Below are 14840 nucleotides of genomic sequence, written 5' to 3' on the forward strand. Positions count from 1 at the left end.
CGCGCTGTGCGCGTGGCCGGGCCCGAGCACGAGGCAGGCTGAGCGGATGACGAGCGGGGTCACGATCGGACAGGCGGCGGCGTTCGTCGGCGTCACGGTGAAGACGGTGCGGCACTACCACCGGACCGGACTGGTCGACGAGCCGCAGCGCGACGCCTCCGGCTACCGGCGGTACGGATCGGCGGAGCTGCTGCGGCTGGTGCAGGTCCGGACGCTGGCCGCCGCCGGGGTGCCGCTGGCCGAGACCGGACCGCTGCTCGACGCCGACGCCGACCGGTTCGCCGACGGCCTCGCCGACGTCGCGCAGCAGCTCACCGAACGGATCGCGGACCTGGTCGCGCGCCTCGACATGCTGCACCGGCTCGCCGAGGGCGACCGGGCCCTGCTGCCCGAGCGCGCCTGCACGCTCCTGGACCGGATGCCCGGCCTCGGTTTCGGCCCCGACTACGTGGCCGCGCAGCGCGAGGCCCTGGTACTGGCCCGAGTGCTGGTGCCGGAGGGCTTCGACGGCTTCCTGTCCCAGCTCGAACACCGGCTGGAGGACCCCGGGTACATCGACCTGGCCAAGCGCGGCCAGGAGGCCGACGGCTGGGAGCCGGACGACCCGAGGATCGAGGAACTCGCGACCGCCATGGCCGACCACTACCTCGCCAACCCCGCGCTGCTGGGGAACCCCGCCAGCCAGCGGGCCTGGAACAGGGCCTCCACCCAGTACCGGCTGATCAACAACCACCGCGGGGAGCAGGCCCCGGCCTCAGCCCGCCTGACCGCCCTCACCGAGGCCAGACTCCGCTCCGCAGGCGTACCCATCCCACGCCAGTGACGGAGACCTGGCGGCACGTCGGTGCGGATCCGTTGATCACGAACCGCAGGAGGGTTGCCCGTTGCCGGGAGATCCTAGGTCCTGTCCGGTCGATCTTGGCGGATCAGCGTGCGGCGGTGGGCGCCCGGTTGGGCGTGCGCCCGGATCGCCCTCGTACTGGACGTACTTGGGTGATTCGGGCGTGCGTCCAGGCGGGATGCCCGGCGTTGCGCGCCCGGCAAGATCGGCCGGACAGGACCTAGTTCTCTGCGGTCATGCAGGTCATGGTGACGATCCGACGGGAAGGGCGCTGGCGACAATCGGACATTGCGTCCTGAGCCCGGCGGGACGTTGCAAACACGCCCTAGCGGAGGCGGGCCAGTAGGTGGGCGTCCAGGAAGCCCCGCTCGGAGGCCGGGTCGTGGAGCAGCCGGGCGAACGTGACGAGCCCGGCCCCGGCGAGCAGGTCGGCGAAGCGGTCCGCCGGCCAGCTGTAGGCGGGCGTCACCTTGTGGTCGAAGCGGACCGGCTCGGGCGCGTCGGTCGCGAAGAACGAGACCAGGAGCAGGCCGCCCGGTGCCAGGACGCGCGCCTGCTCGGCGAGCAGCGCGGGGAGCTCCCCGGGAGGGGTGTGGATCATCGAGTAGTGGGCCAGTACCCCGCCGAGCGTGCCGTCCTCGACCGGCAGGGCCTCCATCCGCGCCTCGTCGAACTGCAGCGCCGGACGAGTCCGCCGGGCGTGGTCGACCATGGCCGGGGAGAGGTCGAGCCCGAAGGCGTCCAGCCCCAGCTCGTGCAGCATGGCCGTCAGATGTCCGGGCCCGCAGCCGACATCGGCTACCCGCAGGTTCCCCGACCCGCGCACCAGCTCGGCGAAGGTGCCGATCATGTTCCGCGCGAACGGCCGCGTCTCCAGCCGGTCGTCGAACATCGACGCGTACAGCTCGACGACCCCGTCGTAGGCCGCCCTGGTCTCGTCCTGGTGCTCCGCCACGGGAAGGAAGTTAACACCCGCCGTTCGCAGCCGTTCTCCCGCCCCGGGCCGGATCCCGCGCCCGTGGCCGTGGCGCTTTCGACCCCTGAACAGCTCCCGACCGCGCGAGACCGCCCGCGCCCGCCCGGGACCGCGCCGCATACGGACACCTTTTCGGTGGTGACGGGCATAGGTAGGCGTTCGGATGGGGAAGGGTCGGGGAGGCAAATCCGGCAAACTCTGGCAAAACAGAAAAACAGCCGATAGTGCCGATCCTGCCGAGGCACCCGACAAGCCGACGCAACCACGACAAGAAGGGCACCCGATGCACGCAGCCGAGCTCACGCCTGCCGTCCTCGCCGAGCTGCGCCGCCCCCGGCGCTACCCGGCCGTCTCCGTCCTGCTGCCCACCCACCGCAGCGAGCCCGACAACACCCAGGACCCGGTGCGCCTGCGCAACCTCGTGGCCGAGGCGAAGAACCGGCTGCACGCCGACGAGGCGGTCACGCGGGCCGACCGGTTGGACGTGGTCGACCAGCTGGACCGGGCGCTGGCCGAGGTCGACCTGGTCCACGCGGAGGACGGCCTGGTGATCTTCGCGGCGCCGGGCGAGCACCAGGTGTGGTCGCTGCCCCGTACCGTCCCCGCCAGGGTGGTGCTCGCCGAGACCTTCCTGACCCGCAACCTGGTCTCCGCCTCCACGGCCGGCGCGCCCTACTGGGTGCTGACCGTCGCCGCCGACCGGGTCGCCCTGTTCAACGGCACCGGGCCGAGGCTGGTCGAGCACGCCGCCGGCGGCTTCCCGCTCGACCAGGTCCGGCCGGACTGGGACGTCGAGCGCCAGGAGCGGATCGGCGACGTGCCCAGCACCTTCCGCGACGAGGAGACCCGCCGCTTCCTGCGCGAGGCGGACACCGCGCTCGCCGTCCTGCTGGAGACCGACGCCCGCCCGCTGTACGTGCTCGGCGAGGCTGCCGCGCTGTCGCTGCTGGACGAGGTCGGCACCGCCGCCAAGCGCGCCACCGCCCAGGTCCACCGGGGCGGTCTCGGCCACGCCCAGGCGGCCGCCGTCGCCGAGGCCGTCCGGGCCACCGTCGAGCAGCAGGGCAAGAAGGCGGTGGCGGAGCTGCACGAGCGCCTCGACCAGGCCCAGGGCGTCAAGGCGCTGGCCGCCGGGATCGACGAGGTCTGGCAGAGCGTCACCGAGGGCCGGGCCGGCCTGGTGGCGGTCGAGGAGGACTACTGGGAGCCGGTCCGGGTCACCGACAGCCACCTGGTGCCCGCCCCGGCCGGAGAGCCGGACGTCCGCGACGACATGGTCGACGAGATCGTCGAGCGGGCGCTGGACACCGGCGCCAAGGTCCAGTTCGTCCCGGCCGACGAGCTCGCTGGCCGCGGCCGGATCGCCGCCGTCCTGCGCTACTGACCCACCCGGCGCCCGTCGCCGCCCCACGGGCTCCCCGCCACCCGCGCGGGGAGCCCGACGGTTTTGTGGCGGACTTTGTGGCGGACCGGGTGTCGGCGGGCGGCGGCGGCGCTAGGGTGCTGGTCGGGCGGGGGAGTTCGGGGAGAACGCGGGGGCGTCATGCGGTTCCTGTTCGTGCACGGCACCGGGGTACGGCGCGAGGGTTACGACCCGCTGTTCGAGCTGGTGGCCCGTGAGCTCCGGGCCCGGTTCCCGGATGCCGACGTGGTGCCCTGCTACTGGGGTGACGAGCACGGCGCGACGCTCAGTGCCGGCGGCGCCTCGATTCCCGGGTTCGCGGGCCTGCCCATGGGCGCACCCGGGTCACTGGACGGCCAGCCGGGCCACGCGGGCCAGGCGGACCCAGCCGACTGGCCCGACTGGCCCGAGGCCCCCGATCGGGCGGACGGCGGCTGGACCCTGCTGCTCGTCGACCCGCTCTGCGAACTGCGCGTCCTCGCCGAACTACCCACCGAGGACGACGGGTTCGGCATCCCCGGCGCCCACGCCCCGGGCCAGGCCGTCGCCGACCGGCTGGCCGCGCTCGCGTCGGAGTTCGCACCGGAGGTCGCGCCGGAGCCTGCGCCGGAGGTCGCACCGGAGCCCACGGCGAGCCCCGCATCAGGGCCGGCAGCAGGCCCCGCCGCGGCGGGCACCCCGGCCGCCGACGAACTCGCCACCCTCCTGGCCGCCACCGCCCTCGCCGCGCACCTCCCGGCCGCGCTGCGCCGCCTCGCCGCCGCCGAGGAGTTCGCCGAGGCCTGCGAGCAGGCCGTCGACGCTGCGGCCGCCGCCGAGCTGACCGCCGCCACCGCCCGCGCACTCACCGCCGAACTGCTCGCCGCCGCCGGCCCCCGGGCGCTCTGCACCGCCGACGAACGCGACCGGCTGGCCGAACTCCTCGCCGACCGCCTCGGCGGCACCGCCCGCGGACCGCTCGGCCGGGCGGCGGGCGTCCTCGGCAGGCTCGGCATGCGGGTGGGCGGCCAGCGCCTGCTGGAACGCCGACGCGGCGCGCTGACCGTCGGCGCCACCCCCGCGCTCGGCGACATCCTGCGCTACCAGGCGCGCGGCGGGCCGCTGCGTGCCTACCTGGCCGAGCGGATCGCGGCCGCCCCCGGCCCGACCGTCGTGATCGGGCACAGCCTCGGCGGCATCGCCCTGGTCGACTGCCTGGCCCTGGCCGCCGCCGACCGCGGCGTCCCGCCCGACCTGCGGCTGCTGGTCACCGTCGGCTCGCAGGCGCCCTTCCTGCACGAGCTCGGGGCGCTCAACGGGCTCGAACCCGGCAGCGGCCTGCCGAGCGGGTTCCCCGACTGGTTGAACATCTACGACCCCGGTGACCTCCTCGGGTACCGGGCCGCCCCGGTCTTTCCCGGCGACCCCCGGGTCACCGACCACGAGGTGAGCAGCCGCCAGCCGTTCCCGTACTGCCACAGCGCCTACTTCAAGCTCCCCGCCCTCTACGACCGGATCGCCGCCGCCCTCGCCGCCGCCCCCACCACCCCGGCGACCGCCCCTGCCGCCCTGGCCGCTACCCCCACCACCCCGGCGACCGCCCCCACCACCCGCACGCCCGCCGCGGGGCCGACGGGCGGCGCAGGCCCGGCGGACGCGACCGCCCCGGAGGACGGCGGGTGATGCCCACCCCCGGGGGCCCCGGCCCCCAGCTGTCCCCCGAACGGGTCTTCGCCCTGGTCGTCGGCATCGAGTCGTACCGGGTGGGAGCCGACTGGAACCTCCGCGGCCCGGCCCGGGACGCCGTCCGCTTCGCCGAGTGGCTCACCGGCGGCGCAGGCGTCCCCGAGGCCAACGTCCGGTTGTTCCTCTCCCCGCTTCCGGCCGTCCAGGGGCACCCGCCGGCCGACCCGCTGCCCGACCACCGCCCCGCCACCAAGGCCGAGATCGAGGCCGCCCTGCTCCGCGAACTGCCCAAGTGCGACGGCGACCTGCTCGTCCTCTACTGGGCCGGACACGGCTACTCGGACGACGACGACCGGCTGCTGCTGCCCTTCGCGGACGCCGGCACCGAGTCGGTCCACCACCTCGACCTCGACTCGGCCCTCCGCTTCTGGCGGTCCACCAGCATCACCCGGGGCCGCTTCCCCCGGGTGGTGTCCATCGGCGACGCCTGCCGGCTCGACGTGCCCTCCCGCGTCCGCTCCACCTTCGGCAGCACCCGGTACGGCAGCGGCGGCCGCGCACCGGGCCGCAGCACCTTCGTGCTCTACGCCGCCCAGCCCGGCCGCCCGGGGTCTGTGCCCTGCTCGACCGGCACGGTGCACCGCTGTCCGACCGGTTGGAGATCCTGCTCGACGCCGGGATGCCGATCGCCGTCTGGCGGCGGACCTCCACCGGTTCCGACTCCGGTACCCGCACCGAATCCGGTACCCGCACGGACACCGACCGCGGCGCCGACGGAACCGGGGGCGCCGACGGCACCGACGGCGCCCTCGGCCCCGGCTGCGGCGGCTGCCGGGCCCGCACCGCGGACGGCCTGGCGGCCGTGCTCGCCGCGGCCGGAGCCACCGGGGAGTTCGACCTCGGCCGCCTGCCCGCCGCCGTACGGCAGGTCCGGATCGGCGGCCCGCCCGGCGGCTGCGGCGGCTGCCCCGGCGGCGAACCCCTCGGCCTGCTCTGGGACGACCCCGAGCACCGCCCGCAGACCAGATCGCTCTCCTGACCGCCCGTCCGACCTGTCCGACCCGCACGACCCGCATGACCCGCACTGACCGACACGACCCGAACGACCCACCGACCGACCCCACCCGACCCACCCGAAGGGAAGGAAAGAGGAGCCCATGAAGGACTGGTGGATCTACCAGGGCGCGGGCACCCCCGAGGAGCGGCTCGCCCGGCTGGCCGGCAAGCAGCCGCCGTGGCGCGACTTCGACGGCACCCCCGACCCGGGCTACCGCCCGCCCGGCCGCACCGGCCCCGCCTGGGAGCGCACCACCCGGCGCGGCACCGGCTACGTCCCCGACGAGGCCGAGACCGACGCCGTCAACACCGCCCTCTACCTGAGCCGCCCGCTGCTGGTCACCGGCAAGCCCGGGGTCGGCAAGTCCACCCTCGCCTACAGCATCGCCGCCGACCTCGGCCTCGGCCCGGTCCTGCACTGGCCGATCACCAGCCGCAGCACCCTGCGCGACGGCCTCTACCGCTACGACGCGATCAGCCGCCTGCACGACGCCAACCTGCAGCAGCTGCGCGGCGGCGACGCGGCCGACCCGCCGACCCCGCCCGCCCCCGACCGCTCGATCGCCCCCTACCTGCGGCTGGGCCCGCTCGGCACCGCACTGCTTCCGCAGCGGCAGCCGCGCGTCCTGCTGGTGGACGAGATCGACAAGAGCGACATCGATCTCCCCGGCGACCTGCTCACCGTCTTCGAGGACGGCGGCTTCGAGATCCCCGAACTCGCCCGGATCGCCGCCCGCGAACCCCGGGTCCGGATCGGCACCGACGACACCTTCGGAGCGGACCCGGCGGCCGGTACCGAGGCCACCGTGGGCGTCGACCACGGCCGCGTCCAGTGCCTGGCCTTCCCCGTCGTCATCCTCACCAGCAACAACGAACGCGACTTCCCACCGCCCTTCCTGCGCCGCTGCATCCGCCTGCACGTCCAGCCGCCCAGCACCGAGAAGCTCGAACAGATCATCAGACAGCGCCTCCACCTGCCCGCCGAGCTCGACGACGACCGCCGCGACCTCGTCCACGGGCTGATCCGCGCCTTCGACGAACGCCGCGTCGAAGGGGACCTCGCCACCGACCAGCTGCTCAACGCCGTCCAACTCCGGCTCAGCGGCGCCTGGTCCGACGACACCGAACGCGACACCTTCCTGCGGACCGTCCTGCAGAAGCTCACCGGACCGGCCTCGCCGTGATCGCCCGGCTGCTGCGCGCACTCGCCGAGGCCGATGCCGCCTCGGCGGCCGACCTGGGACCGGAGGAGCTCGCCGACATCCTCTGGCTGGCCGGCTGCCTCGACGACTCCGGCCGTGACCGCCCGCAGCCGCCCGCCGCACCAGCCCCCGCGGACCAGGACGCCCCCGAGGACCGGACCGGGAACCCCGGCTCCGGCGATTCGGCCGACGGCCCGCTCGAACAGCACTACGCCACCGCCGACCTGGCCGCACCCGGGAGCCCCGAGGAACCCGAAGACCCCGAAGACCCGGACGAGGGCACCGCCGCCCGGCGCGGCGACCTCGTCCGGGTCGCCCGGGCCGGCGCCCTCGCCGACCCGCTCGCCGTCATGCGCGCCCTGCGCCCGCTCGGCCGGCGCACCCTCGCCGACAGCCGCGGCGAGCCCGAACTCGACGAGGAGGCCACCGTCAGCGCAGGCGTCGACCAGCGCCTGCTGGTCCCCGTGCTGCGCCCCACGCCCGGCCGCTGGCTCGACCTCGCCCTGGTCATCGACACCCACCGCTCGATGACTCTCTGGCACAACCTGGTCGCCGACCTGCGGCGGGTGGTCGCCCAGACCGGGGTCTTCCGCGACGTCCGCACCTGGTACCTCGGCGGCACCGAGGCCGGCGGCACGCCCTCCCTCGCCGCCCGCCCCGGCGGTGCGCCCCGGCGCCCGCAGGAGATCGCCGACCCGTCCGGACGCCGGCTCGTCCTGGTCGTCACCGACACCGTCGGCGGCGGCTGGGGCGGCCCGGCCCTGGACACCGTCCTGCGCGGCTGGGGGCGGCACGGCTCCGTCGCTCTCCTCAACGTCCTGCCCGAGCGCCTGTGGTCGCGCGGCTCCGTCCGCCCCACCCCGCTCTGGCTGCGCGCCACCGGACCGGCCGCGCCCAACACCGGCTGGGAGGCCACCGCCACCCGCCCGCGCGGCCGCACCCACCGCAGGCTGCGGTCCGACCGGCCGATGCCCGTCCCGGTGGTCGACGCCTCGCCGTCCGCGCTGGGCGCCCTCGCCTCCCTGGTCTCCGGCACCGGTCGGCGCAGCCGACTGAGCAGTCTGCTCGTCGGCGACGGCGCCCCCGCCCCCGTCGCACCGCCCGCCCTGCCGCAGAGCGCCGATCCCGCGCTCAAGCAGTTCCGGGAGACGGCCTCCCCGCTCGCCCGGCAACTGGCCGGCCACCTCTCCGCCGTCCCGCTGGTCCTCCCCGTGATGACCCTGGTCCGCCGCGTGATGCTTCCGCAGGCCGACCACGGCCACCTCGCCGAGGTCCTGCTGGGCGGGCTGCTCGCCCCCTGGCAGCCACCGCCGCCCGGCGCCGACCCGGACGCCCTCCGCTTCGACTTCCTGCCCGGCGTCCGCGAGGCCCTGCTGGCCGCCCAGCGCCGCGACGAGGTCGCGGAGATCCGCAGCACCGTCCGCCACCAGGTCGCCGCCTACCTCAAGGCCCGCCGCGCCGCGACGGCGGACTTCACCGCCGCCCGGGTCACCGGGCGGAGCGGCAGCCGCCTGGTGGACGGAGCCGCGCTGCCCTTCGCGGAGTCGGCCGAGGCCGGGCCGCCCCCGACCGCGGCGGCCCCCTCGCTCGCGGACCTGATCACGCCGCTCGCGTTCGGTGTCCACATGACGGCGCCCGGGGACGAGCCCGAGGACGGGCCCGAGACGCCCGACGGGTTGGGGCGGTACTTCGAGCGACAGCACGACAAGCGGCTCCGGTCGCTGGTGCGCGAGGCGGACGCCGGCCGGAACCGGTCCGTTCTGCTGGTCGGCAACGCGGTCACCGGAACGACGCGGGCCTGCTACGAGGCGCTGCGCCAGCTGCCACCGCACTGGCGCCTGCAGCGGATCGACCGCTGGCGGGAGCTGGTCCCGGCCGAGGTCGGGCCGTTCAGCGTGATCTGGCTGGACGACATCCAGCGTCTGCTGCTGGACGGACCGCAGTCGGAGCGCAACGCCTTCGCCCGGCTGCTCCGGCAGCTGCTGGACGACGAGGAGCGCAGGCCGGTCCTGCTGCTCGGCACGATGCGGTCCTCCTACGTGCAGCACCTCAGCGGCGGTGATGGGGCCGACAGGTGGTCACCGGTCCGCGCCCTGATCGCGGCCAGCGACCTGATCACCGTCCCGGACGCCTTCTCGGAGCAGGAGGCCGAGCAGGCGGCGGCCTTCGACAGCCGCCTCGCCGACGCGGCCCTGCTGGCCGGGGACCGCCGGATCATCCAGGCGATGGCGGGTGTGCCGCAGCTCCTGGAGCGCCGGCGGACCGCCCCGGCGGAGGTCCGGGCGATGCTCGATGCCGCCCTGGCCGTCCGTGCGCTCGGCCACCCGCCCGCCCTGTCGTCCGGCCTGCTGTGGGCCGGAGCACTCGTCTACCTGGGGGACGACGAGCGGAACCGACTCGGCGCGTCCTGGTTCTCCGCGGCGCTCGGCGACGCGTGCCGGCCGATCTTCGGGCTGCCGGGCCTGCTGCGACAGGTCCACGCGTACCTGGGCGACGAGCCGCAGCGCGGTCCGCACTACCTGGTCAACCCGGTGCTGGAGGCGCGCCACCGCGGGAGGGCGGCGGAGGCCGAACCGCCGGACCGGCTCTGGTCCGTGCTGGTCGAGCATGCGGTGCCCACGGCCCGGGAGGCACTGGAGGCCGAAGCACGCCGACGCGGCCTGACGGCCGTGGCCGAGTCGCTGGCCCGCCCTGCCCCGGTGGCGGAACCGGTGGAGGAACCGCTGGAAGGGCCGGCGGGCGAACCGCAGGAGGAACCGGCAGCGGAGGCGGCGAATCCGCCGGCTCCGGCGGAGCCGGCGGAAGGGCAGGCGGCGGACCAGGTGGCGGAGCGGGTGGCGCGCTCGGCGGAGGAGCCCAGGCCGGAGGCGACCGCCCGGACCCGCTCCCTCACCGCGCCGGACGCCCTCCCGGAGCAGGACCCGAAGCCCTACTTCTACCTGAGCCACGCCCATCTGACGCGCGGCGGCCCGTCCGGGTCGCCCGCCACCGGCTGGCGGCTGGAGGTGTTCTTCGAGGATCTCCGCGAGGCCGTCCTGGAACTGGTCCCGACCGAGTGGGACGCGGCCACGGTCGGCTTCATGGACACCTCCGACCGTCTCGGCACGCGCTGGGCCGCCCGCAACACCCGGGCCCTGGCGTCCTGTCGGGTCTTCGTACCGCTGTACTCGCCCGACTACTTCGCCAACGAGGTCTGCGGATGGGAGTGGTACGCGTTCTCCCGCCGCCCGGTGTACCGCGTCGGCACCGGTGAGCGACGGGCCACCGGGATCGTGCCGGTGCTCTGGGAGCCGCTGCCCGAGGGGGCGATACCCGCGGTCGCCCGGCAGCTCGTGGTCACCGGACAGGGCGCCCGCAGCGACGGGGAGCCGGGGCTGCTCGCCCTGATCGGCAGCGCGGACTCCCGCTCCGCGTACGAGGTGGCGGTGCACCGGCTGGCGAGCCGGATCGTCCAGGTGGCCGAGGAGACGGTCATCCAGACCGGCCGCCCCCTGGACCTGCTGTCCCAGCCCAACGCCTTCGAGCACCCGGCCGCACTGCGCCGGGCCGAGGACGTGCTCAGCCTGCGGGTCCTGGTGCTGTCGCTCGCCGAGCACGAACTGCCGCCGGGCCGGCGCCCGGAGTTCTACGGCCCGCAGCGGACGGACTGGAACCCGTACGAGCCGCGGGCCGAGATCTCCCTGGGCGAGCACACGGCACAGGCCGTGCGGCGGCTCGGGATGGACGCCTCGGTCCACACGTTCGAGGAGGAGGTGCAGGTGCTGCTGGACAACGGCGGCCCGGTGAATCCCGCCCTTCTCCTGGTGGACCGGTGGGCGCTGCGCAACCGGGACCGGCTGTCGCAGCTGCACCTGTTCCTCCGGCTCAACCCGGACACGGTGATCCTGTTGGAGCCGTGGGACGCAGACGATCCCGACAACGCCTCCACGGACTGGCCGGGGGAGCTCCGCGACCTGGGGCTGAGCCTCGGGCTGCGCAGGCGCACGTGGTACTCCCGGGTCCGGCCGTTCGGCCTGCGGACCGTGGCCGACTTCGACGCCGTCGTGTCCCCGGCGATGAGCGCCGCACGGCGGGGGTTCGCCGCGGCGCTGGCGGCCCGGCCCGCGAGCCCGTTGCGGCCGTCGCTGCGGGACGCGTTCCCGGAGTTCCCCGACTCCTCGGGCCGGGACCAGCGGGACGGCTGACGAGGGATCCGGCCGCGCCCGGCGGCCCGACAACGCGGCGCCGACAGCTCGGAGGCTCTGCAGCTCGGAGGCCCTGCGGCCCGGTGCCTCCGCCGTCCGGGTGGGACCGGAGGGGACGCGGGTCAGCGGCCCGTAATGCCTGACCCGATGGTGGGATCCTCCGCGGCACGGACCGAGGCGAGGATCCGCTGGACCTGCTGGAGCGCCTTCTCGCCGGGCTCCCGCAGACAGGCCGTCAGCTCGATCACGGCCGTCGTGCCGACGGTCTCCACGGTGTGGTGGCCCCGGAGCTGCCGGGTGCCGCCGATCCGGCCGCATTCCTTGTCGAGGGGGATGTCGACCGCCGGCCCGACGGCCGTGGCCAGCTTGCCCTGGAGATCGGGGTCGCGGACCAGCCCGAAGGCGATCAGCAGCCCGCCCTCGTCCAGCGCGCCGGTCGTCAGGCAGAAGACCTGCTCCCGGGTGCAGGACGGGGCGGTGGTGAGGGGCTGGGTGGCGACGAAGCCGGTGGTGCCCGGCGGATCGAAGGTCGGGAGGTGCAGGGTGTACCAGGTGCTCGGGGCGTCCAGGCGCAGGCCGTCGACCACGCCGAAGGGGATCTCCCGTTCGAGCACGGTGGGGGAGGGGGAGGCGCTGGTCGGAGGGCCGGGCACGGCGGGTGTCGCGGCGGGGGAGACCGCGGGGGCGGTGGCGGGCGGTGGCGTGCCCGCCGGCCGGAGCGCCGCCGGGGACGGCGCGGGGGCGGTGGCCGGGGCGGCGGCGAGGAAGGCGGCGACCAGGCCGGTGGTCAGGCCCGCCGACAGTCCGGCGACCCGCCGGCGGCGGCGGGTCCGGTCGGCGCGCTCGCGGATCCGGTCCATCCGGTCGTCGGGGGCGGGCAGTTCGGGCGCGGCCCGGTGCAGCAGGATCCGCAGCTCCCGCTCCTCCTCGGTGTCGGCGGCCCGCGGGCTGTCCGGATCGGGGTGCTCAGACCAGGTCACGGCGTCCCCCGTCGAACATCAGCTCCGGGGTGGGCAGTTTGCCGCGCAGCGCCTGGAGGGCCCGATGGGTCTGGCTCTTGACCGTGCCCGAGGTGCAGCCCAGGGCTTCGGCGGTCTCCTCCACGCTCAGGTCCTCGAAGTAGCGCAGCACCACCACCGCCCGCTGACGCGGCGGCAGGGCCCGGACGGCGGCGGCCACGACCTGGTTGACCGCCCAGTTCTCGAACGGGTCGGCGGTGGTCGGCGGCTCCGGCAGGTCGCCGTGCGGCAGTTCCCCGTGCCAGCGCCGCCGCCACCAGGAGACGTGCGAGTTCACCAGCACCCGCCGGACGTACGCCTCCGGCCGGTCGATGGCGATCTTCTCCCAGCGCGGCCAGACCTTCGCCAGCGCGGTCTGCAACAGGTCCTCCGCCAGGTGCGGGTCGCCGGTGAGCAGCCAGGCCATGCGCAGCAGGCGAGGGCTGCGGGCCGCGACGAACTCCTCGAAGTCCGGAGTCGCATCCCTCATCGTGCCGTCCCCGCCATGGTGTCCCCATCATTCCCGCCAGTCGTGTCCTTCTCACGGAAGCTGAACGCGTTGGGAGTCCGTGCGGGTTGCCTGGTCACCGCAACTATTTCCTACGGCGCGCGGGCGGGTGGCAGGGGGGTGGCCGAGGTGCGGCGGCGGTCCGGTCCGGAACGCTGGACGGCCCGCGAGCCGGCCGGAGCTGGGCCGGGCGGCGGGCGGGCCGTGGGCACCACGATGTGCCTTCGGGCGACCGCCGCGCAGGGGCGCGCGGAGGGCGCCCGGGAGCACCGGACCGGCGCGCCGGGGCGTACCGGGAACCGCCCCGGACGCTCAGAGCGTCCCGGTGCCGCGCGGGGCGGCGTCGCCCCGCGCGGTGGCCGGCACCGGAGTGACCGTCCAGTCCGGGTGGTTCGGCATCGGCGGAGTGCGCCGCCCGTACAGCCAGTCGCCGAGGAAGCCCGACAGGTCCCGGCCGGAGACCTCCGAGGCCGTCCGGACGTAGTCCCGCGTGGTGGCCGTGCCGTACCGGTACCGCTGCAGGAAGGTGCGCTCGATCCGGTCGAACACGGCCGCCCCGACCCGCTCGCGCAGCGCGAACAGCACCAGTGCGCCCCCGGTGTACCGCTGGCTGTCGAAGAGGTCGGCGGCGGTCGGCGCGGCCACCGGGCCGGAGTCGTGCCGCCACTGGTCGCCCCGGGCGTACACGTCGCGCATCCGGTCCGTGAGGGTGGTGAAGCCGCCGGAGTCCGGCCAGCCGCGCTCGTAGCGGTACATCAGACCGTAGAGGTCGGCGTGGCCCTCGTTCAGCCAGAGGTCCGCCCAGGTCCCCGGGGAGACGCTGTCGCCGAACCAGGAGTGCACCAGCTCGTGCATCATGTGCGAGCCGATCAGGCGCTCGGGCTGGCGCAGGAAGTTCGGCTTGTAGAGCGTCAGGGTCTGCGTCTCCAGACCGGTGAAGTCGAAGGCGGCCTCGTCGTCGGTGTTGGCGGGCAGCAGCCCGTACGTCTCGAACGGGAACGGCCCGAGGTGCTGCTCCGCCCACTCCAGCTGGGCGGGGGTGAGGGCGAGGGCCGGTTCGAGGTCGGCGGCGCGCGCGGTCGGGACGACGTCCCGCAGCGGCAGCCCGCCGGGACCGGTGCGCTCGCGCACGGTGTAGTCGCCGACCGAGACCTGCACCAGCTCCGTGGCCATCGGATCGCGCGACACGTAGCGGCGGGTGGTCAGCCCGTCGCCGCGCCGCTCGGTACCGGTGGGCGTCCCGTTGGCCACACCGAGCAGGGCGTCCGGCGCGGTGACGGCGATGGTGAACCGGGCCTTGTCGCTTGGGTGGTCGTTGCAGGGGAACACGGTGTGCGCGCCGTCCGGCTGCCCGGCGACGGCGAACCCGTCGGGGGTGGGCACCCAGCCGGTGTGCGGCGGCCTGGCGCGTGGGTCCGCGGTGTAGGCGACCGTCACCTTCAGCACGGTGCCGCGCCGCACCGGCCGGGCCGGGGTGACGGTCAGCTTCTCGTCGTGGAGGCGGAAGGCGGCCGGTCGGCCGTCGACCCGGACGGTGTGCACGTCCAGGCCGAGCGCGTCGAGGTCGAACTCCGGCAGGCCGGTCAGCGCGCGGGCGGTCAGGACGGTCGTGGCGTCCACGGTGCGGCTGTCGGGCCGGTAGGCGAAGGAGAGGTCGTAGGCGAGCGCGTCGTAGCCCGGGTTGCCGAGCGCGGGGAAGACCGGGTCGCCGACACCGCCCGCGCCGGCGGCGGCGGCGGGCGGGGCGGCGGAGCAGAGGACCGCCGTGCTGAGCGCGAGCGCCAGGGCGGCGGGGCCACGGCGGCCGGAGCGGAGCCTGGGCAGGGTGATCACCGCTTTCGGGGTCGAGGTCGTGCCGGGTCGTGTTGAGTGGTGCCGGGTCGTGCCGGGTCGTCGGGGTGCGCGGCGGGCCGGCCGCACACCGGAAGCCGCACACCGGAAAGCGACCGTCCGACCACGGATCGTAGTGGACCGGTCGGACAGTCCGGGCGGTCCCGTGACACGCGGC

The 14840-nt window shown here is 75.4% G+C and carries 10 protein-coding genes and 1 pseudogene; 7 read left to right on the top strand and 4 right to left on the bottom strand.

Annotated features, from left to right (window positions below):
* The first annotated feature begins 46 nt into the window (after positions 1-46).
* Entirely contained in the window at positions 47-823 is a 777-nt protein-coding gene (locus ACFVVX_RS23790; protein WP_387948605.1) for a MerR family transcriptional regulator, read from the top strand.
* Between the two features lie 343 nt (positions 824-1166).
* On the opposite strand, the gene ACFVVX_RS23795 is transcribed toward ACFVVX_RS23790, so the two are convergent.
* Positions 1167-1796 (bottom strand): class I SAM-dependent methyltransferase, encoded by a 630-nt coding sequence (locus ACFVVX_RS23795; protein WP_387948606.1) that lies wholly within the window; start codon positions 1794-1796, stop codon positions 1167-1169.
* A gap of 304 nt (positions 1797-2100) precedes the next feature.
* Between ACFVVX_RS23795 and ACFVVX_RS23800 the strand changes: the two genes are divergently transcribed.
* From ACFVVX_RS23800 to ACFVVX_RS23825, 6 genes and pseudogenes are all read left to right on the top strand, one after another.
* Positions 2101-3201, top strand: a complete 1101-nt coding sequence (locus tag ACFVVX_RS23800; protein WP_387948607.1) for a chemotaxis protein — start codon at positions 2101-2103, stop codon at positions 3199-3201.
* A gap of 159 nt (positions 3202-3360) precedes the next feature.
* A complete protein-coding gene (locus ACFVVX_RS23805) occupies positions 3361-4881 on the top strand; it encodes a hypothetical protein (RefSeq protein WP_387948608.1) in 1521 nt (506 codons plus the stop codon).
* Positions 4881-5375, top strand: a pseudogene (locus ACFVVX_RS23810) (caspase family protein); the annotation flags it as partial. The gene ACFVVX_RS23805 and the pseudogene ACFVVX_RS23810, both read left to right, overlap by 1 nt.
* Positions 5372-5923, top strand: a complete 552-nt coding sequence (locus ACFVVX_RS23815) for a hypothetical protein (protein WP_387948680.1) — start codon at positions 5372-5374, stop codon at positions 5921-5923. The pseudogene ACFVVX_RS23810 and the gene ACFVVX_RS23815, both read left to right, overlap by 4 nt.
* Before the next feature lie 118 nt (positions 5924-6041).
* A complete protein-coding gene (locus tag ACFVVX_RS23820) occupies positions 6042-7124 on the top strand; it encodes an AAA family ATPase (RefSeq protein ID WP_387948609.1) in 1083 nt (360 codons plus the stop codon).
* Complete coding sequence (locus ACFVVX_RS23825; RefSeq protein ID WP_387948610.1) at positions 7121-11326, top strand: TIR-like protein FxsC; 4206 nt, start codon at positions 7121-7123, stop codon at positions 11324-11326. Before ACFVVX_RS23820 ends, ACFVVX_RS23825 begins: the two co-directional genes overlap by 4 nt.
* Positions 11327-11448: 122 nt before the next feature.
* Here ACFVVX_RS23825 and ACFVVX_RS23830 read toward each other — a convergent pair whose 3' ends face one another.
* The 3 genes from ACFVVX_RS23830 to ACFVVX_RS23840 form a co-directional block, all read right to left on the bottom strand.
* On the bottom strand, positions 11449-12306 hold the full coding sequence (locus tag ACFVVX_RS23830; protein ID WP_387948611.1) for a hypothetical protein: 858 nt from the start codon (positions 12304-12306) through the stop codon (positions 11449-11451).
* The gene (locus tag ACFVVX_RS23835) at positions 12293-12814 is read right to left on the bottom strand and encodes a SigE family RNA polymerase sigma factor (RefSeq protein WP_387948612.1); all 522 of its coding nucleotides are present in this window, start codon (positions 12812-12814) and stop codon (positions 12293-12295) included. The genes ACFVVX_RS23830 and ACFVVX_RS23835 overlap by 14 nt, the downstream gene beginning before the upstream one ends.
* A gap of 330 nt (positions 12815-13144) precedes the next feature.
* Positions 13145-14665: a M1 family metallopeptidase gene (locus ACFVVX_RS23840; RefSeq protein ID WP_387948613.1), complete on the bottom strand. Its 1521-nt coding sequence runs from the start codon at positions 14663-14665 to the stop codon at positions 13145-13147.
* Positions 14666-14840: the final 175 nt, after the last annotated feature.

It is taken from the genome of Kitasatospora sp. NPDC058170, from assembly GCF_042883905.1.
Classification (GTDB): Bacteria; Actinomycetota; Actinomycetes; order Streptomycetales; family Streptomycetaceae; genus Kitasatospora.